The sequence below is a fragment of the Siccibacter colletis genome (assembly GCF_000696575.1).
Taxonomy (GTDB): Bacteria; Pseudomonadota; Gammaproteobacteria; order Enterobacterales; family Enterobacteriaceae; genus Siccibacter; species Siccibacter colletis.
Genome location: NZ_JMSQ01000039.1, coordinates 72,112 through 89,899, shown reverse-complemented (window position 1 = coordinate 89,899; position 17,788 = coordinate 72,112). Strand labels below are relative to the sequence as shown.

The window sequence follows — 17,788 nt, the reverse complement described above, 5'->3', positions numbered from 1 at the left end:
TCCTGAGCGGCTTCGGTTCGACGCTGGCGGGTGTCGCCCTGCTGGTGGGCCTGGGCGCGATGATTGGCCGCCTGCTGGAAGTCTCCGGCGGTGCCAAAGTGCTGGCCGATACCCTGATAAACAAATTCGGCTCGCATCGCGCCCCGTTTGCTCTTGGCGTGGCCTCGCTGCTGTTCGGCTTCCCAATCTTCTTTGATGCCGGTCTGGTGGTGATGCTGCCGATTATCTTCAGCGTGGCCAGGCAGTTTGGCGGCTCGACCCTGAAGTACGCCTTCCCGGCGGCGGGCGCGTTTGCAGTGATGCACGCGCTGGTGCCACCACATCCGGGTCCGGTTGCTGCCAGCGAACTGCTGGGTGCCAACATCGGCCTGCTGGTGTTCGTGGGCCTGATTATCGCCCTGCCCACCTGGTACATTGGCGGTTACCTGTACGGCCAGTATGCCGGTAAAAAATTCGATATTAAGCTGCCCTCTTCCTTCCTCGGCGAAGTGGAGCAGGATGCTAACCACAAGCCGCCGTCATTTGGCATGGTGCTGACTATCCTGCTGATGCCGCTGGTGCTGATTTTCCTCGATACCGGCCTGAATACCGCCACGGTGCTGGGCTGGGTCAGCGCGGACAGTACGGTGGTGAACTTCCTGCGCATGCTGGGGAAAACCCCGATTGCCCTGCTGATCACCGTCTTCTTCTCGCTCTGGGTCTTCAGCGGTCGTCACAGCCTCAGCCATCTGGAAAAAATCTGCGACGGCGCGCTGGGTCCGATCTGCGGCATCATTCTGGTGACCGGCGCGGGCGGGATGTTCGGCGGCGTGCTGCGCGCCAGCGGCATCGGCGATGCGCTGGCGGGCGTGCTCTCCGACACCGGGATGCCAATTATCGTGGCGGCCTTCGTCATCTCTACCGCCCTGCGCGTGGCACAAGGCTCGGCGACCGTGGCATTGACCACCACCGCGGCGCTGGTCGCCCCGATGGTGCAGGCCACTACCGGCCTGAGTGAATTCGACCTGTGCTTCATCGTTATCGCCATCGCCGGCGGCGCTACCGTGCTGTCCCACGTTAACGACTCCGGTTTCTGGCTGGTTGGCCGCTTCCTGGAGATGGACGAGAAAACCACTCTGAAAACCTGGACCGTGATGGAAACCCTGCTCGGCAGCCTGGCGTTTATCTTCGCCGCTATCGGCAGCCTGATCCTGTAAGGAAGATTGTGAAGTAACGCACTTCAAAAGCGTCTTCAGGGCCAGTATTATCCCCTTAGCTAACCCTCATCGCCTGGCGGTGAGGGTTTTCTTTTGGCGCAATCACCCGCACGCTGCGGGATGCACGACATAACATGGAGTAAGAGATGTCCAGACCAGCCATCATCATCAATGAACTTGATGCGGTGCGTATCGATTCGCTGCTTGAAAAGCCCGAGTACGCCACGCTTCCGGTTGCCCAGGCGCTGAATGCCGAACTCGATCGCGCAACGCTGCTCGCCCCGCAGGCGATGCCGCACAACGTGGTGAGCATGCAAAGTGAAGTGGAGTTTCGCGATTTAGCCAGCGGCGAGCGCTACGTGCGTAAACTGGTGTACCCGTCGCAGATGACGGACAGCAGCACCCAGCTCTCGGTGCTGGCCCCTGTGGGCGCGGCGCTGTTGGGACTTGAAGTGGGGAAAACCATCCAGTGGACGCTCCCGGGCGGCAGCGAGGCGCATCTGGAAGTGCTGGCGCTGCGCTATCAGCCTGAAGCCGCCGGTGATTTCCACCTCTGACCTCCCCGACTGACGCGCCTGCGCGTTGTTGCAGAGGATGCTCACGCATCCTCTTTCCGTTTTAACGCAGCCTGTTATGGCACCAGCGGCGTATTGACGATTCCGGTCACCCTGACGCGCGCGGCTTCAGGTGAAGCAGCTCCCGGCACCAAAATCACCTTCCGGCACTCATCTTCGCGCTTTTCAAAGATTTTGTAGCCTTCCGCAGCCGCATCGAGCGGCATGTAGTGAGTAACAATCTCTTCCGGGTGAATAAGCCCTTTTTCAATCAGCTCCAGCAGTTCCGGCAGCCATTTCTGCACGTGGGTCTGCCCCATTTTAAAGGTGATGCCTTTATCAAACGCATCGCCGAACATAAAGCCGTGGATAAATCCGGCATAGACGCCCGGCACGCTCACCACGCCGCCGCGGCGCACCGCAGCGATACACTGGCGCAGCGCCTTGCCGCTACTGCCCTCAATTTTCAGGTTAGTGAGCAGGGTTTCGGTTTTGCTGCCTTTCGCTTCGAAGCCGACAGCATCAATCACGCCGTCCACGCCGCGGTTGCCGAGGGTACGCTCAATGATCGCCGCTGCCGGATCGTCAATCTCATCAAAGTTAATCGGGATCGCGCCGTAGCGCTGTTCGGCAAACGCCAGGCGGTAGGCGTTGTGATCGACCATAAAGATCTGCTCGGCCCCCAGATAGCGGGCGCAGGCGGCGCTCAGCAAGCCAACCGGGCCAGCACCATAGATCGCCACGCGCGAGCCTTTCCCGATCTCGGCGTTTTTCACCGCCTGCCATGCGGTGGGCAGAATGTCCGACAGGAACAGCACTTTATCATCAGCCAGGGTTGACGGGACTTTGATCGGGCCGACGTTAGCTTTCGGCACGCGCACGTACTCCGCCTGCCCGCCCGGCACGCCGCCGTAGAGGTGGCTGAAGCCAAACAGTGCCGCCGGGGCCGGGATCTGTTTCTTGTTCAGCGCGGCGCCGTGACCAGGATTGGTGGTTTCACAGGCGGAATACTGTTGCAGGTGGCAAAAGAAACAGTCGCCGCAGGCAATCACAAACGGGACTACCACGCGATCGCCCTTGCGCAGGTTGGTGATACCGCGTCCGGTTTCCACCACTTCGCCCATAAACTCATGGCCGAAGATGTCGCCGTGCTCGGTTTGCGGAATTTTACCGCGGTAAAGGTGCAGGTCTGAGCCGCAGATGGCGGTGGCGGTGACGCGCAGGATCACGTCATCATCGGCGAAAATGGAGGGGTCTGGAACATTATCGACGCGGACATCGTGGGCACCGTGATAGGTTAACGCTTTCATAATCTGGCCTCCTGGTTACGCCAGGCTCTGCGACGTTTTTTATCTGCGCACAGTGAGCCGGGTGGCTGGAATTTCAGTGAAAAAGCGAAGCGGTACGCTTCACTCTCCTCTGACCAAGGGTAGCCAGGCCAGATGCCCTGCCCGCCTTTTTGCGGCCAGACGGCGGATGATTGGGATTTATCCTGGGCATAAAAAAAGGCCGCATCGGCGGCCTTTTTGTCACGTCACGCGGGGCGTTACGCGGTTTTGGTACGGATCAGATAGTCAAACGCGCTCAGAGACGCTTTCGCACCTTCGCCGGTAGCGATGATGATCTGCTTGTACGGCACGGTGGTGCAGTCACCCGCCGCGAACACGCCTTTAACGCTGGTTTCGCATTTGGCGTCGATGATGATTTCGCCCATGCGGCTGCGCTCAATGGCGCCTTCCAGCCAGTTAGTGTTCGGCAGCAGACCAATCTGGACGAAGATACCCGCCAGCTCCAGGGTGTGTTTCGCACCGCTGACGCGATCCTGATACTCCAGTGCGGTCATTTTGCTGCCGTCGCCGATCACTTCGGTGGTCATGGCGTTGAGGATGATCTCCACGTTCGGCAGGCTGCGCAGTTTGTCCTGCAGCACCTGGTCCGCTTTCATCTCCGGTGCAAACTCCAGCAGGGTAACGTGTTCAACGATACCGGCCAGGTCGATGGCCGCTTCAACGCCGGAGTTACCGCCGCCGATGACGCCAACGCGTTTGCCTTTAAACAGCGGGCCGTCACAGTGCGGGCAGTAGGTCACGCCTTTGGTGCGGTACTGCTCTTCACCCGGCACGTTCATGTTACGCCATTTAGCACCGGTCGCGATGATGATGCTGCGCGCTTTCAGGGTGGCGCCAGACGCGGTTTCGATCTGGTGCAGGCCGCCTTCAACGCTTGCCGGAACCAGGCGAGTTGCGCTCTGGGAGTCGATAACGTCAACGTCATAGTCGTTAACGTGCGCTTTCAGGGCGCCCGCCAGCTTCTGACCTTCTGTTTTCGGCACCGAAATGTAGTTTTCGATATCCACGGTATCCAGCACCTGGCCGCCGAAACGCTCGCCCATCAGACCGGTACGAATGCCTTTACGCGCAGAGTACACCGCTGCTGCCGCGCCCGCCGGGCCGGAGCCGACGATCAGCACGTCGTAAGCATCACGCTGGTTCAGGGCTTCCGCCGCACGTTTTTCCGCGCCGGTATCCACTTTGGCAACGATTTCCGCCAGCGTCATACGGCCAGAGCCGAACTCGTTACCGTTCAGGAATACCGCCGGTACGCCCATCACGTTGCGTTCGGTGATTTCGTTCTGGAACGCGCCGCCGTCCACTGCGGTGTGCTTGATACGCGGGTTCAGCACCGCCATCAGGTTCAGCGCCTGCACCACGTCCGGGCAGTTATGGCAGGAGAGCGAGTAGTAAGTTTCAAACTCGAAGTCGCCATCGAGGTTAGCGATCTGCTCCAGCAGCTCTTTCGCTTCTTTCGACGGGTGACCACCGGTCCACAGCAGCGCCAGCACCAGAGAAGTAAATTCGTGACCCAGCGGGGAACCGGCAAAGCGCGGGCCTTTGGTAGAGCCTGGGTTGGTGATCAGGAATGACGGTTTGCGAACCGGCAGCGTGTTGTCTTCTTTGAACGAGACTTTGTCAGACAGTTCAGCGATCTCAGCCAGCAGTTCCTTGATTTCAATCGATTTCGCGCTGTCATCCAGCGTGGCAATCAACTCAACAGGCTTCGTCAGACGCTCAAGGTATGCTTTGAGCTGGGTTTTCATATTGGTGTCGAGCATTGTTAATCTCCTGGGCTTAAAACATCATCATGCAAGCTGCCTTTTGCGGCTGCCTGAATGCAACTTGAATCATGGTGTGCGGGATAAAAATCGGGTGCAAAACTGCACCCGATATATTACGTAAATTTCCGAGTATTTCGCGTTACGGCAAGGCGGCGAGCTTATGAATCCCCGGGAGCTTACACAAGTAAGTGACCGGGGTGAGTAAGCGAAGCCAACGCACCCGTGGCGTGAAAGACGACAGAAATTTTTAGATTTTGCCGACCAGGTCGAGGGAAGGAGCCAGAGTCGCTTCGCCTTCTTTCCACTTAGCCGGGCACACTTCGCCTGGGTGAGCAGCAACGTACTGAGCAGCTTTGATTTTACGCAGCAGGTCAGACGCGTCGCGGCCGATGCCTTCAGCGGTAACTTCAATCGCCTGGATGATGCCCTGCGGGTCAACGATGAAGGTACCACGGTCAGCCAGACCTTCGTCTTCACGCATGTTTTCGAAGTTACGGGTCAGGGCGCCAGTCGGGTCACCGATCATCGCGTATTTGATTTTTGCGATGGTGTCGGAGCTGCTGTGCCATGCTTTGTGGGTGAAGTGGGTGTCGGTAGACACAGAGTAAACGTCTACGCCCAGCTTCTGCAGTTCGTCGTGGTGATCGGCAACGTCGCCCAGTTCGGTCGGGCATACGAAGGTGAAGTCAGCCGGATAGAAGAAGAATACGCTCCAGCGGCCTTCAGTGTCTTTCTCGGTGACTTCGATGAATTCACCGTTTTTGAACGCCATGTTTTTGAAAGGTTTGATTTTGGTATTAATCAAGGACATCTATACTTCCTCCGTGGTTTCGATGGGATAAAGGTATCGAAATTCTCTCGCTGCTGCTAATGCGTTTGCATTATCAAATCAATAAGCGATAGCTAACAACCTTTACCCGGATGCTTTGCGACGGACAAAAACGGCTTATGCACCTTTTTCCGCGCCAACGTTCGGTTTTGCTCTATAAACAAAAAAGCCACCTGAGACGGGTGGCTTTGAACCTGAAATACCCGCAGGTAACTTCAAGGGCGTGTTTTGCAAAAACACGCAAAACGCACTGATTAGAACACTCCCCCTGCAAAAGGGCAATGCGCCTTTTCCGCTTTCTCGCCTATGGCTGTGATAGGTTCTGGCTGTCTGATTTCAGAGCGAAACCAGACGTGCCGCGGCGGCGTCCAGCGTCGCTTCCTGCTTGGCAAAGCACAGCCGAATCAGTTTATGCGGGAAGGGATCGGCACAGAATACCGACAGCGGGATCGCTGCCACACCGACCTCGGTGGTTAGCCAGCGGCAGAAGCTGACGTCATCCAGATCGGAGATCGCGCTGTAGTCCGCCAGCAGAAAATAGGTGCCTTCGCATGGCAGGATCTCAAAGCGGCTCGCCGCCAGCGCCTGCACAAAGCGATCGCGCCGCGCGCGGTAGAACGCCGGCAGTTCGCGGTAATGCTCAGGCTGCTCGCGCAGCATGTCGGCCAGCGCCAGCTGCGCCGGGGTATTCACCGAGAACGTCAGATACTGGTGCACTTTACGCACCTCGGCGCTCAGGGCTGCGGGTGCAATGCAGTACCCCACCTTCCAGCCGGTCATATGATAGGTTTTGCCGAACGACGACACGGCAATGGCGCGCTCGCGCAGCTGCGGGTGGCTCAGCACGCTGGCGTGGCCTTCCGGAGCAAAACAGATGTGCTCATACACTTCATCGCTCAGCACAAAAATGTTGCGCGCGGCGATGGCCTGCCACAGCGCGGCAAAGTCGGCCTGCTGCCATACCGTGGCGGAAGGATTGTGCGGCGTGTTGAGGATCACTAAGCGGGTTTTGTCACTCAGCAGCGAGGCAAAATGGGCCCAGTCGACGCGGAAATGCGGCGGCTGCAGCGCCTGGCGCTTCAGCACGCCGCCCGCCAGCTGAATGGCCGGGGCGTAGCTGTCATAGCTCGGGTCGAAGCAGACCACTTCATCCCCCGGTCGCACCAGCGCAGTGATGGCAGCGTAAAGCGCTTCCGTGGCACCGGCCGTCACGGTGACCTCAGTGTCAGCATCCGGGCGATAGCCATAGAGCGCCGCGGTCTTATCGGCAATGGCCTCGCGCAGCGGTGCTACGCCGGTCATTGGCGCATACTGGTTCGCCCCCTGCGCCACATGGTACGCCAGTCGCTCCTGTAAGAAGCGCGGCCCGTCGAAATCCGGGAACCCCTGCGAGAGGTTGATCGCCTGATGCGCCTGCGCCAGCGCGCTCATTTGCGTAAAGATGGTGGTGCCGAGTGCGGGAAGTTTGCTTTCAGGAATCAGGGGGTTAGCGCTCATTATTTTTGTGCCTGTCAGGATTCAGATTGTAATGCGTGTGTTGCCGCCACTATATCACGATGTTAGTATTTGGCAATCAAGACGCTTAGACGTCTAAATAACAACACTAATCCTCCCGACAGACGGAGCCTGCACATGACACAACCGCTGCACCTTGAAGCCCTGGTAGAAACCTGCCGCTGGATTGGCCATAAAGGCTGGGCACCCGCCACCGGCGGCAATATGTCGGTGCGCGAAGATGCGCGCTGGTGCTGGCTCAGCGAATCGGGCCGCGATAAAGGCAGCCTGACCCGCGACGATTTTCTCCAGGTGGAGATCGCGACCAACACCGCGCCGTCCGGCCGCAGACCATCGGCGGAAACCGGGCTGCACACCCTGATTTATCGTCTGTTCCCGGAGGCCAACGCGGTGCTCCATGTTCATACCGTGAATGCCACGGTGCTGTCGCGCATCGAAACGTCCCCGCTGCTGCGCCTGCAGGGCTACGAAATGCAGAAATCGCTGGCCGGACAGCAGTCCCATCTCGATACGGTTGATATCCCACTGTTCGACAACGATCAGGACATCGCGGCGCTGGCTGAGCGCATCGCACAGTATGCAGAGACCACCCCGCTGCGCTATGGTTTCCTGCTGCGCGGCCACGGCCTCACCTGTTGGGGCCGGGACGTGAGCGAAGCCCGCCGCCACCTGGAAGGACTGGAATTTTTATTTGAATGCGAACTGCGCTTACGCCAGCTGGAGAGAAAATGATTCGCGCGATTGTTACCGACATTGAAGGCACCACCAGCGACATCCGCTTCGTGCACAACGTGCTGTTCCCCTATGCCCGCGAGCGTCTGGCAGAGGTGGTACGCACCCGGCAGGCGAGCGATCCGGTGCGCAGCGCCCTTAGCGCCCTGCGCGAAGAGATTGCTGCACCGCAAGCCGATACCGACACGCTGATCGCCACGCTGCTGCGCTTTATGGATGAGGACCGCAAATCCACGGCGCTGAAAGCCCTACAGGGCCACATCTGGCGCGACGGCTATCTCAACGGCGACTTTACCGGCCACCTTTATCCCGACGTGGTCCCGGCGCTGCAGGCCTGGCGCGCCCGGGGAATCGACCTTTACGTGTATTCATCAGGCTCGGTTGCGGCGCAAAAACTCCTGTTTGGCTACAGCGATGCGGGCGACATTACGTCGCTGTTCAGCGGCTACTTTGATACCCACGTGGGTGCCAAACGTGACGAGCAGTCCTATCGCAACATCGCCGCGCAGATCGGCGCGCCTGCCGATTCGCTGCTATTTTTATCGGATATCCATCAGGAACTGGACGCAGCCAGCGCGGCAGGCTGGCGGACGGTACAGCTGATTCGCGGCGCGGCGGACACCGCCAGCCAGCATCGCCAGGTCGCGACGTTTAGCGACATTGTAATGGAGCAGAGTGCCTTATGAGTGGACTGACGATTTTTTCCGACAACGACGCCACCACCGCGCTGTGGCAGAGCCGCGACGCCGAGGAGATCAAGGCGCAGCTGAACGCCCAGGGCGTGCGCTTTGAGCGCTGGGCCGCAGATCGCGAACTGGGTGCCGAGCCGGATGCGCAGACGGTGATTGACGCTTATCAGCACGCCATCGACCGGCTGGTGCAGGAGAAAGGCTATCAGAGCTGGGATGTGATCAGCATCCGCCCGGATAACCCGCAGAAAGCGGCGATGCGCGACAAATTCCTCAACGAACATACCCACGGCGAGGACGAAGTGCGCTTCTTTGTGGAAGGGGCCGGACTGTTCTGCCTGCACATTAGCGACAAGGTCTATCAGGTGCTGTGCGAGAAAAACGACCTGATCTCGGTGCCCGCCGGCACGCCGCACTGGTTCGATATGGGCTCCGAGCCGAGCTTTACCGCAATCCGCATCTTCGATAATCCGGAGGGCTGGATCGCGCAGTTCACCGGGAATGACATCGCAGCGGGCTATCCGACGCTGGCGTAATCCCCGCCGGGTAAAACCTTCTGTCACTTTCCAGGGTGGGTTAGCATAGCGCGCCCACCCTTATCCCTCACCGCCCCGCAAAAATCCCATCGCGCACCTGCTCCGGGGTGACCACGCCGCTGTCCAGCACCCAGGCGCTGATAAGCTCTGCGGGGGTGACATCGAATGCCGGGTTATACACGGCGGCCTGCTCAGGTGCCCACTGCACCGCACCAAAGCTTCCCGCCACGCCGGTAATTTCCGTCGCGGCGCGCTGTTCAATCGGGATCGCCGCCCCGTTCGGGCAGGCCGGGTCCAGCGTGGTCTGCGGTGCCGCCACGTAAAATGGAATGCGGTGATAGTGCGCCAGCACGGCCAGCGAGTAGGTGCCGATCTTATTCGCTACATCGCCGTTAACCGCAATGCGATCCGCGCCGACCCATACGGCATCAACCTCGCCCTGAGCCATCAGGCTCGCCGCCATCGAGTCGGTAATCAGCCGGTACGGTACGCCCCACTCACCCAGCTCCCAGGCCGTCAGACGCCCGCCCTGAAGCAGCGGTCGGGTTTCATCCACCCAGACGTTAGCCACCTTGCCCGCCTCAAACGCATGGGCGATAACCCCCAGCGCGGTGCCGCGTCCGGCCGTCGCCAGCCCGCCGGTGTTGCAGTGGGTCAGCAGGCGGCTGCCGGGCGGCACCAGCGCGGACCCGGCGTGGGCGATGCGGTCGCACAGCGCCCTGTCCTCCTCTACCAGCCGCAGCGCTTCCGTAACCAGCGCCGGCACGTAGTCCGGCTGCGCCAGCGCTGCACGCATACGGTCAAGATTATTCATCAGGTTAACCGCCGTCGGACGCGCCGCACGCAGCGTCTCCAGCGCCGCAGCCAGCGCCTCGCGGCTGGCACCGCGCTCGGCCAGCAGCGCCAGCAGCAGGCTGGCGGACAGACCAATCAGCGGCGCACCGCGCACCCGCAGGGCGTGGATATGCCCGACCAGCGCCTCGACGCTGTCGGCCGGAAGCCAGTTTTTTTGCTGCGGCAGCGCCTGCTGGTCGAGGATCCAGAACTGGTTGCCCTCTACCCGCAGGCTGGTGGTCTGAAGTGTCTGCATGTCGTTAAATCCCTGTTGCGTTGTTGTACGACATTGTGTCAGGATGAAGTCCAGATGTATAGACGTCTGAATGGCTTAATATCCAGAATAACAGAGGACAGTGGCAATGTCGCAATACCGCACCTTCACCGCCGCCGATGCCGTGGCTTACGCCCAACAATTCGGCGGGCTGGACAACCCTGATGAACTGGTGGACGCTCGGGAGATCGGCGACGGTAACCTCAATCTGGTATTTAAAATTTTCGATATTCATCATCAGAGCCGCATCATCGTGAAGCAGGCGCTGCCCTACGTGCGCTGCGTGGGCGAATCCTGGCCGCTGACGCTGGACCGCGCGCGGCTCGAAGCCCAGACGCTGGTAGAGCACTACCGCCACTGCCCGCAGCACACGGTTAAGGTGCTGCATTACGACGCGGCGCTGGCGGTGATGGTGATGGAAGACCTTTCCGACCACCGCATCTGGCGCGGCGAGCTGATTAAAGGCATCCACTACCCTGCCGCCGCGCAGCAGCTCGGCGAGTACCTGGCGCGCACGCTGTTTTATACCAGCGACTTTTACCTGCATCCGCACAAGAAAAAGGCGCTGGTGGCGCAGTTCATCAACCCCGAGATGTGCGAGATCACCGAAGATCTGTTCTTCAACGATCCCTACCAGATCCACGAGCGCAACAGCTACCCGGCAGCCATTGACGCTGACGTTGCCGCGCTGCGCGACGATCCGGCCCTGAAACGCGCAGTTGCCAGCCTGAAACACCGCTTCTTCTCGCACGCCGAAGCCCTGCTGCACGGCGACATTCACAGCGGCTCGATTTTTGTCGCTGACGGCAGCCTGAAAGCGATTGATGCTGAGTTTGGCTACGTCGGCCCAATTGGGTTTGATGTCGGGACCGCGATCGGTAATCTGCTGCTGAACTACTGCGGTGCGCCGAGCCAACTGGGCATTCGCGACGCCGCCGCAGCCCGCGAACAGCGTCTTACCGATATTCATGAGCTGTGGAGTACCTTCGCGACGCGCTTTACCCGGCTTGCCGTCACCGACACCCGCGACGCCGCGCTGGCCCAGCCGGGCTATGTGGAAGATTTCCTGAAGAAGGTGCTGAGCGATGCGGTCGGTTTCGCCGGCAGCGAACTGATCCGCCGCAGCGTCGGCCTGTCACACGTGGCGGACATCGATACCATCAGCGATGAAGAGATGCAGCACGCCTGCCTGCGCCACGCGATTGAACTCGGCAAAGCACTGATCCTTATCGCCGGCCAGGTCGATAACGTTGACGAGCTGGTTATCCGGGTGCGGCAGTACAGCTAATCTGACTTTACCCCAGATACTCAATCACCGACAGGCCGCCGTTGTAGTCGGTGCTGTAGATAATGCCCTGGGCATCGACAAATACGTCGCAGGACTGAATCACCTGCGGCCGGCCAGGACGGGTATCCATCATGCGCGCTGGCGCAGCCGGCACCAGCGCCCCGGTCTCTACCGGGCGGTACGGGTTGGAGATGTCATAGGCGCGCACCCCCGCATTCTGATACGTAGCAAAAATCAGCGTGGAACTAACAAAACTTCCTGGCCGGTTCTCGTGCAGGTTGTGCGGCCCGAAGTGCGCCCCTTTTGCCACGTAATCCGTTTCGTCCGGCTGCGGGAAGGTCGCGATGCTGACCGGGTTCGCCGGCTCGCGGATATCAAACAGCCAGATCAGCTTCTCACCATCCTCTTGATTGTCGAGCACCGCTTCATCCAGCACCACCAGCAGATCGCGGTCCGGCAAGGGCAGCGCCGTATGGGTGCCACCGCCAAACGGCGGACTCCAGTTACGGTGGCTGATAAGCGTCGGCTGGCTGCGGTCCTTCACATCCAGAATCGTCAGGCCCCCGTCGCGCCAGCTCCCGTAGGCGGTATCCCCGGCGATGATGGCGTGATGCAGCGCGTAGCGCTTACCTTCCGGCCACGACGGCTGCTCCCCCGCCGCGGCGTGCATCCCTGGCAGCCACCAGCGCCCTGCCACTTCAGGTTTACGCGGGTCCGCCAGATCGATAGTGAGAAAGATGTAATCGCTGAAGCCGTCGATCAGCGCCGACACATAGGCCCAGCGCCCGCCCACGTACCAGATCCGGTGGATGCCGATACCCTCCAGCGACAGGAAGCTGATTTCGCGCGGCTTATCCGGCGTGGAGATGTCGAAGATCCGCAGCCCGGCGCTCCAGCCTTTGTCATGCACGTCGCGCACCGTGTCGCCCACCTGGCGGGTGTAGTACACCTTCTCATCGGCAAAGCGGGCATCGGCGAACAGATCCCGGGCGTTGATCACCAGCAGCAGATCGTCATGGGCCTGCAGATGAATATTCCAGGTGCCGGGCGGCGCGGGAACAAATCCCACCGCCTTCGGGTGCTTCGCATCGCGCACGTCAACAATGGAAAAGCCCTGCGACACCATGTGCCCGATATACGCATAGCCGCGATGCACCATCAGCTGTACGCCGTCCGGACGTCCCCCCTGATCGGAGTGCGCTATCAGCCGCATATTGCGGCTGTAGTCCGGGCGCGGAAGTTCGGCTGCCATTATTTGTGCTGCGCTTCGAGGGTGGCAAACCACGGGGCGATGAAATCATCGGTCTGGCCCCAGCCAGGGATGATTTTGCCAAGGCTCGCCACGTTCACCGTACCCGCCTGGCTGGTCAACAGCGCCTGCGGGATGGCAGCGGCTTTAAAATCATAGGTTGCCGGGGTCGGCTCACCGGCAATTTTGTTGGCAATCAGGCGCACGTTGGTGGCGCCAATCAGCTTCGGATCTACCGCCACGCTCACTTTCCATGGGCTGCCCGCTTCACGCATCAGCTGCAGATCCTGGTTGGAGATGTCGATGCTGTAGAGTTTGATCTCGGTGCGGCCGTTTTCCTTCAGCGCTTTGTACGCGCCCTGGCTGAAGGCGTCCCAGGTGCCCCAGATGGCATCAATCTGCCCTTTCGGGTATTTCGCCAGTACCGCGCCCACCTTGTTGGCGGTGTCGCCCTGCACATCGGAAGACACCGCACCGATGGACTCCAGCTCTTTGATCTCCGGGTACTGCTTTTGCAGTTCCTTATAGGCGGCCTGACGGCGCTCCATCGGCGGGAAGCCTGCCACCCACAGCTTGATGATGTTCGCTTTGCCGTTGAAGTCCTTCGCCAGCTGGCCGAAGGAGAGATCGGTCAGCGAGGCATCATCCTGCTGGGTGACGGTCACGCCTGGAATGTCGCCGTTAACCGCGGTATCAAACACCGACACCTTGATCCCCGCATCGACAATGCGTTTCACCAGCTGCGTGGAATAGGGATCGCGCCCCTGAGAGAGAATAATGCCGTCATATTTCTGGCTGATGGCCTGATTGACGAAGTCCTGAAACTTCGCATCGTCGCCGTTGCTCAGGAAGGTACTGACCTTAAAGCCGAGCTTTTTCCCCTGCTGGATCGCCCCGGCAACAAACTGGGTGGTGTTGTCATCGGAACCGAGATTGCGGATCACCGCAATGCGGATCGGGCCGCTGTGGCCGGCAATGGCCTCCGGCACCGGTGCTGGCGTGGCGGCGAAACCGGGCAGCGCGCTGAACAGGCCAAGCGCCAGCAGTGAAAGCGTTATTTTTTTCATCATAATTCCCTGTCGGTAAAAGGTTAACGTCGCTGAATGTAGGTAATGGCCAGCGCGGCGGCGAGCACCAGCCCTTTGATAATGTCCATCGCGTAATACGGAACCGAAAGCATCACCAGGCCGTTGGAGAGCACGCCGAGGATCACCGCCCCCACCAGCGTGCCGAGCGCGTTAGGCTTGCCGGAACCGGCCAGTGAAAAACCAATCCACGCTGCGGCCACGGCATCCATCAGGTAGCCGCCCCCGGCGTTGACCTGTGAGGAGCCGATGCGCGATGCCAGCAGAATGCCGCCAAGCCCGGCCAGCAGCGAGGCGATAACGTAGGCCGCCACCTTGTAGCGGGTGGTGCGGATGCCCGACAGCCGCGCCGCTTCCGGGTTGCCGCCGATGGCGTACATGCGTCGCCCGTGGGTGGTGAGCGACAGGCCGAGCTGCGCCACCAGCGTCACCGCCAGCATAATGATAACGATGGTCGGCACCTGGCCGAGCAGGCCAAACGCCGCCGGGATCGCTCCTTCCGCCATATCGCCGCTCGGCAGCACCATGTTTTCGGTGATGGAGCCGCCGTAGCTGTAAGTCATCGCCACGCCCTGAATCACAAACAGGCTGGCAAGCGTGGCGAGCATATCGGGGATCTTCAGCACCACGATAAGAAAGGCATTGAACAATCCCACCAGGGTGCAGAGCAGCAGCGTGACCACAATCGCCCCGGTGGTGCCGAAGCCGTGCCAGACGAACAGCGAAATCACCAGCGCGTTTGCCAGCGAGGCGGTGGAGCCAACCGACAGGTCGAAGCCGCCGATGGTGAGTGAGATCGATACCCCGACCGCAATCACCGTCACGATGGCGATAGAGCGCAGGATATTGATGATGTTGTTCGGATCGAGAAAGTTATCTGAGGCGATGCCGAAGATGGCGATCAGCGCCACCACGGTGACCAGCATTCCCCACTTATAGAGAAACTCGATAATCTGCTGACGCGCCGACAGCGTCGGTTTCAGCGCTACGGCTTTGTTCACGCGGGGGTTCCTCCGGTGGAGTAAAGTAATAAGGTTTCTTCCGAGGCCTGGTGGCCTTCCATTTCGGCGACGATGCGCCCGTCCCACAGCACGCAGATGCGATCGCACAGCCCGACCAGCTCACTGAACTCCCCCGAGGCGTAGATCACCCCTTTGCCGTCGCGGGCCAGCTGGTCGATGAGCACAAACAGGTCACTTTTGGCTTTCACGTCCACGCCTTTGGTCGGTTCGTCGAAGATCAACACCTCCGCCCCGCCGCGCAGCCATTTGCCAATCGCCACCTTCTGCTGGTTGCCGCCGGAGAGGCGACGCAGCGGCTGCCCCGGCCCGGTGGTGCGCACCCCAAGGCGGGCAATGACCTGCTCGGCCCAGCGCCACGCCGCGCGATGACCAAACAGGCTCCAGCGCGAAAAGTGTTTATCGGCGCTGACGGCGAGATTCATGCTCACCGGCTCGTCAATAAAGATGCCCTCTTTGCGGCGCTCCTCGGGGATCAGCGCCACGCCACGCGCCACGGAATCTGCCGGATCCCGGGGACGCCAGCGTTCGCCCTTCAGCTCCCCCGCTGCGACGCGGCTTTTGCTGGCCCCGAACAGCGCCTTGCACAGCTCGGTTTTCCCGGCCCCCGCCAGCCCGGCGATACCGAGAATTTCACCGCGTTTCAGGTGTAAAGAGATGTTGTCCAGCAGTTGGTCGTCGTGCAGCCCTTCGACGCGCAGCAGCGTTTCGCCGTTGTGCGCCGGTCGGCGCGGCGGGTAGAGATCGGTGAGCTGGTGGCCGAGCATCTTCTCGACGATCTCACCGGCATCCAGGGCCTGCATCGGCCCGGACTCGATCAGCTGGCCGTCGCGCAGCACCGTCAGGGTGTCGCACACCGCATTCAGCTCCTGCAAGCGATGGGAAATAAACACGACGCCAATCCCCTGCTGTTGCAGGCGTTTCACTACGGTAAATAAGCGCTCGCTTTCATGCTGATCCAGCGGCGCGGTGGGTTCATCGAGGATCAGGAACCGGCAGCGGTGCGACAGCGCCCGGGCCAGCAGCACCTGCTGCTTTTGCGCCAGCGTGCAGTCGTCAATCCGGCGGTTAACGTCGAGATCCACATCAAGCTGGGCCAGCGCCTCGCGCGCCCGCTGACGCACGGCCCCCCAGCGATAGCGATGGCCCGGCGCGGCGAGGTTATCCAGCAGGATGTTTTCCGCCACGCTCAGGCCCGGCACCAGCGCCACATCAACTTCCTGCTGCACCAGATGAATGCCCAGCGCTTTAGCATCGCGCGGGGCACGGATGGTCACCGGTTCGCCATCAATCAGAACGGTGCCGGTGTAGTGCGGGTACGTTCCGCACAGCACCGCCATCAGCGTGGATTTTCCGGCTCCGTTGGCCCCAGTCAGGGCGTGCACCGATCCGCCGTTCAGGGTGAAGTCCACGGCGGTCAGCGCCCGGAAACCGCCAAACGCGATGGAGATATCCCGCATTTCAAGGCGTTGCGTTACGGACATGGCGGCGATCTCCTGAGCGGTATAAGCGTGTTTTGCCACTTTTTCACGAGGATATATCCGCTGGCAATGAACGAATCGGCATAAGATAAAGCAAATAATTATTAGCCGTCCAGATGTCTGGATGTAACATCAAAATTATTCATGTTGCGGCTCTGACGGGGAGCAACATGAAAAAAATGCATCTGGCAACGCGCATTTAATCAGACGTCTGGAAGTCTGCATGTGGTAGGGTGTAAAAAAATAAAAAAGGACAACTTCATGACTGATACCGCCATTCGCGTCGTTCCCGGCCCGGCTAACTACTACTCCCATACGGGCGCGCTGGCGCAGCTCGACGCGCTTTACACCCCCGAACAGCTCTCCCGCGCGGTGTGGGTATACGGTGAACGCGCCATTGCCGCCGCCCGCCCGTTCCTGCCGCCCTCTTTTAATGCGCCGGGCGCGAAGCAGATCCTGTTTCGCGGTCATTGCAGCGAAAGCGATGTCGCGAGCCTGGCCCGGGAAGCGGGTGACGATCGCGCGGTGGTGATTGGCGTCGGCGGCGGTGCGTTGCTGGATACTGCTAAAGCACTGGCGCGCCGTCTTGGCCTGCCGGTAGTGTGCATCCCCTCCATCGCCGCCACCTGTGCGGCCTGGACCCCGCTCTCGGTGTGGTACAACGATGCCGGACAGGCGCTGCACTTCGAGATTTTTGACGATGCCAATCATCTGGTGTTGGTGGAGCCGGAGATTATTCTCCGTGCCCCGGTGGACTATCTGCTGGCGGGCATCGGCGATACGCTGGCGAAATGGTATGAAGCCGTGGTGCTGGCCCCGCAGCCGGAGCAGCTGCCGTTAACGGTCCGCCTCGGCATCAACAACGCGCTGGCGATCCGCGACGTGCTGCTTAACCAGAGCGAAGCGGCACTGGCCGACCAGCAGCGCGGCGTGCTGAGCCAGGATTTTCGCGACGTGGTGGATGCGATCGTTGCCGGAGGCGGCATGGTTGGCGGGCTTGGCGAGCGCTATACCCGTGTGGCGGCGGCCCATGCGGTGCATAACGGCCTAACCGTACTGCCGCAGACCGGGAAGTTTCTGCACGGCACCAAAGTGGCCTACGGCATTCTGGTGCAGAGCGCCCTGCTCGGCCTGGACGATGTGCTGGATACCCTGATTGCGGCTTACCAGCGCTTTAATCTGCCGACCCGGCTGGCACAGCTGGACGTCGATATTCACAGTCCGGAGCTGGATAAGGTGATTGCTCACACCCTGCGGCCGGTAGAGTCCATCCACGCCCTGCCAGAGGCCATCACTCCGCAGACGCTGCGTGCCGCTTTTGAAAAGGTGGAACGCTGGGGGAAATAACTCAGCGCCATCAGCGTTCATAGTCTGCATCATTCCCGGGGCGGG

16 protein-coding genes are annotated in these 17,788 nt (G+C 60.5%); 7 read left to right on the top strand and 9 right to left on the bottom strand.

The features are described 5' to 3' along the window. Both ET34_RS21150 and rnk read left to right on the top strand, forming a co-directional pair. Positions 1-1,196 (top strand): GntP family permease (locus ET34_RS21150; RefSeq protein WP_031524815.1); only part of this gene is annotated, 1,196 nt, incomplete at its 5' end. 146 nt (positions 1,197-1,342) lie between these two features. Continuing rightward, positions 1,343-1,753 (top strand): nucleoside diphosphate kinase regulator, encoded by a 411-nt coding sequence (gene rnk / locus ET34_RS0119335; protein WP_031524813.1) that lies wholly within the window; start codon positions 1,343-1,345, stop codon positions 1,751-1,753. Positions 1,754-1,827: 74 nt separating this feature from the next. Here rnk and ET34_RS0119330 read toward each other — a convergent pair whose 3' ends face one another. The 4 genes from ET34_RS0119330 to ET34_RS0119315 form a co-directional block, all read right to left on the bottom strand. Beyond that, entirely contained in the window at positions 1,828-3,060 is a 1,233-nt protein-coding gene (locus ET34_RS0119330) for a zinc-dependent alcohol dehydrogenase (RefSeq protein WP_031524811.1), read from the bottom strand. Positions 3,061-3,296: 236 nt separating this feature from the next. Further along, positions 3,297-4,862 (bottom strand): alkyl hydroperoxide reductase subunit F, encoded by a 1,566-nt coding sequence (gene ahpF / locus ET34_RS0119325; protein WP_031524810.1) that lies wholly within the window; start codon positions 4,860-4,862, stop codon positions 3,297-3,299. Positions 4,863-5,112: 250 nt separating this feature from the next. Next, the gene (ahpC, locus tag ET34_RS0119320; protein WP_031524808.1) at positions 5,113-5,676 is read right to left on the bottom strand and encodes an alkyl hydroperoxide reductase subunit C; all 564 of its coding nucleotides are present in this window, start codon (positions 5,674-5,676) and stop codon (positions 5,113-5,115) included. 354 nt (positions 5,677-6,030) lie between these two features. Next, positions 6,031-7,191, bottom strand: a complete 1,161-nt coding sequence (locus tag ET34_RS0119315) for a pyridoxal phosphate-dependent aminotransferase (protein ID WP_031524806.1) — start codon at positions 7,189-7,191, stop codon at positions 6,031-6,033. 135 nt (positions 7,192-7,326) lie between these two features. On the opposite strand from ET34_RS0119315, the gene ET34_RS0119310 reads away from it, so the two are divergent. Genes ET34_RS0119310 through ET34_RS0119300 form a run of 3 tightly spaced genes read left to right on the top strand, consistent with a single transcriptional unit; the run spans position 7,327 to position 9,166 of the window. After that, positions 7,327-7,941, top strand: coding sequence for a methylthioribulose 1-phosphate dehydratase (locus ET34_RS0119310; RefSeq protein ID WP_031524804.1), 615 nt, complete (start codon positions 7,327-7,329; stop codon positions 7,939-7,941). Further along, positions 7,938-8,627, top strand: a complete 690-nt coding sequence (mtnC, locus tag ET34_RS0119305) for an acireductone synthase (protein ID WP_031524802.1) — start codon at positions 7,938-7,940, stop codon at positions 8,625-8,627. Before ET34_RS0119310 ends, mtnC begins: the two co-directional genes overlap by 4 nt. Further along, positions 8,624-9,166, top strand: a complete 543-nt coding sequence (locus ET34_RS0119300; protein WP_031524801.1) for a 1,2-dihydroxy-3-keto-5-methylthiopentene dioxygenase — start codon at positions 8,624-8,626, stop codon at positions 9,164-9,166. Before mtnC ends, ET34_RS0119300 begins: the two co-directional genes overlap by 4 nt. A gap of 67 nt (positions 9,167-9,233) precedes the next feature. Here ET34_RS0119300 and mtnA read toward each other — a convergent pair whose 3' ends face one another. Further along, on the bottom strand, positions 9,234-10,256 hold the full coding sequence (gene mtnA / locus ET34_RS0119295) for an S-methyl-5-thioribose-1-phosphate isomerase (RefSeq protein WP_031524800.1): 1,023 nt from the start codon (positions 10,254-10,256) through the stop codon (positions 9,234-9,236). Between the two features lie 106 nt (positions 10,257-10,362). On the opposite strand from mtnA, the gene mtnK reads away from it, so the two are divergent. Continuing rightward, the gene (gene mtnK / locus ET34_RS0119290; protein WP_031524798.1) at positions 10,363-11,562 is read left to right on the top strand and encodes an S-methyl-5-thioribose kinase; all 1,200 of its coding nucleotides are present in this window, start codon (positions 10,363-10,365) and stop codon (positions 11,560-11,562) included. Between the two features lie 7 nt (positions 11,563-11,569). Here the strand turns inward: mtnK and ET34_RS0119285 are convergent, their stop codons facing one another. From ET34_RS0119285 to ET34_RS0119270, 4 genes are read right to left on the bottom strand one after another with little or no spacing between them, the layout of a single operon-like run. Beyond that, the gene (locus ET34_RS0119285) at positions 11,570-12,814 is read right to left on the bottom strand and encodes an LVIVD repeat-containing protein (protein WP_031524796.1); all 1,245 of its coding nucleotides are present in this window, start codon (positions 12,812-12,814) and stop codon (positions 11,570-11,572) included. Further along, positions 12,814-13,878 carry a sugar ABC transporter substrate-binding protein gene (locus tag ET34_RS0119280; protein WP_031524794.1) on the bottom strand — a complete coding sequence of 355 codons (1,065 nt, stop codon included), beginning with the start codon at positions 13,876-13,878 and terminating at the stop codon, positions 12,814-12,816. The genes ET34_RS0119285 and ET34_RS0119280 overlap by 1 nt, the downstream gene beginning before the upstream one ends. Positions 13,879-13,901: 23 nt before the next feature. Then, the gene (locus ET34_RS0119275) at positions 13,902-14,897 is read right to left on the bottom strand and encodes an ABC transporter permease (protein WP_031524792.1); all 996 of its coding nucleotides are present in this window, start codon (positions 14,895-14,897) and stop codon (positions 13,902-13,904) included. After that, positions 14,894-16,399: a sugar ABC transporter ATP-binding protein gene (locus ET34_RS0119270; RefSeq protein WP_031524790.1), complete on the bottom strand. Its 1,506-nt coding sequence runs from the start codon at positions 16,397-16,399 to the stop codon at positions 14,894-14,896. Before ET34_RS0119270 ends, ET34_RS0119275 begins: the two co-directional genes overlap by 4 nt. A 258-nt stretch (positions 16,400-16,657) precedes the next feature. On the opposite strand from ET34_RS0119270, the gene ET34_RS0119265 reads away from it, so the two are divergent. Then, a complete protein-coding gene (locus ET34_RS0119265) occupies positions 16,658-17,743 on the top strand; it encodes an oxidoreductase (RefSeq protein ID WP_031524789.1) in 1,086 nt (361 codons plus the stop codon). The last annotated feature ends 45 nt before the right edge of the window (positions 17,744-17,788 follow it).

What these genes read in the sequence shown, in the direction of transcription:
- rnk (WP_031524813.1), top strand. Translation starts at nt 1,343, where the DNA reads ATGTCCAGACCAGCCATCATCATCAATGAACTTGATGCGGTGCGTATC.
- ET34_RS0119330 (WP_031524811.1), bottom strand. Translation starts at nt 3,060, where the DNA reads ATGAAAGCGTTAACCTATCACGGTGCCCACGATGTCCGCGTCGATAAT.
- ahpF (WP_031524810.1), bottom strand. Translation starts at nt 4,862, where the DNA reads ATGCTCGACACCAATATGAAAACCCAGCTCAAAGCATACCTTGAGCGT.
- ahpC (WP_031524808.1), bottom strand. Translation starts at nt 5,676, where the DNA reads ATGTCCTTGATTAATACCAAAATCAAACCTTTCAAAAACATGGCGTTC.
- ET34_RS0119315 (WP_031524806.1), bottom strand. Translation starts at nt 7,191, where the DNA reads ATGAGCGCTAACCCCCTGATTCCTGAAAGCAAACTTCCCGCACTCGGC.
- ET34_RS0119310 (WP_031524804.1), top strand. Translation starts at nt 7,327, where the DNA reads ATGACACAACCGCTGCACCTTGAAGCCCTGGTAGAAACCTGCCGCTGG.
- mtnC (WP_031524802.1), top strand. Translation starts at nt 7,938, where the DNA reads ATGATTCGCGCGATTGTTACCGACATTGAAGGCACCACCAGCGACATC.
- ET34_RS0119300 (WP_031524801.1), top strand. Translation starts at nt 8,624, where the DNA reads ATGAGTGGACTGACGATTTTTTCCGACAACGACGCCACCACCGCGCTG.
- mtnA (WP_031524800.1), bottom strand. Translation starts at nt 10,256, where the DNA reads ATGCAGACACTTCAGACCACCAGCCTGCGGGTAGAGGGCAACCAGTTC.
- mtnK (WP_031524798.1), top strand. Translation starts at nt 10,363, where the DNA reads ATGTCGCAATACCGCACCTTCACCGCCGCCGATGCCGTGGCTTACGCC.
- ET34_RS0119285 (WP_031524796.1), bottom strand. Translation starts at nt 12,814, where the DNA reads ATGGCAGCCGAACTTCCGCGCCCGGACTACAGCCGCAATATGCGGCTG.
- ET34_RS0119280 (WP_031524794.1), bottom strand. Translation starts at nt 13,878, where the DNA reads ATGAAAAAAATAACGCTTTCACTGCTGGCGCTTGGCCTGTTCAGCGCG.
- ET34_RS0119270 (WP_031524790.1), bottom strand. Translation starts at nt 16,399, where the DNA reads ATGTCCGTAACGCAACGCCTTGAAATGCGGGATATCTCCATCGCGTTT.
- ET34_RS0119265 (WP_031524789.1), top strand. Translation starts at nt 16,658, where the DNA reads ATGACTGATACCGCCATTCGCGTCGTTCCCGGCCCGGCTAACTACTAC.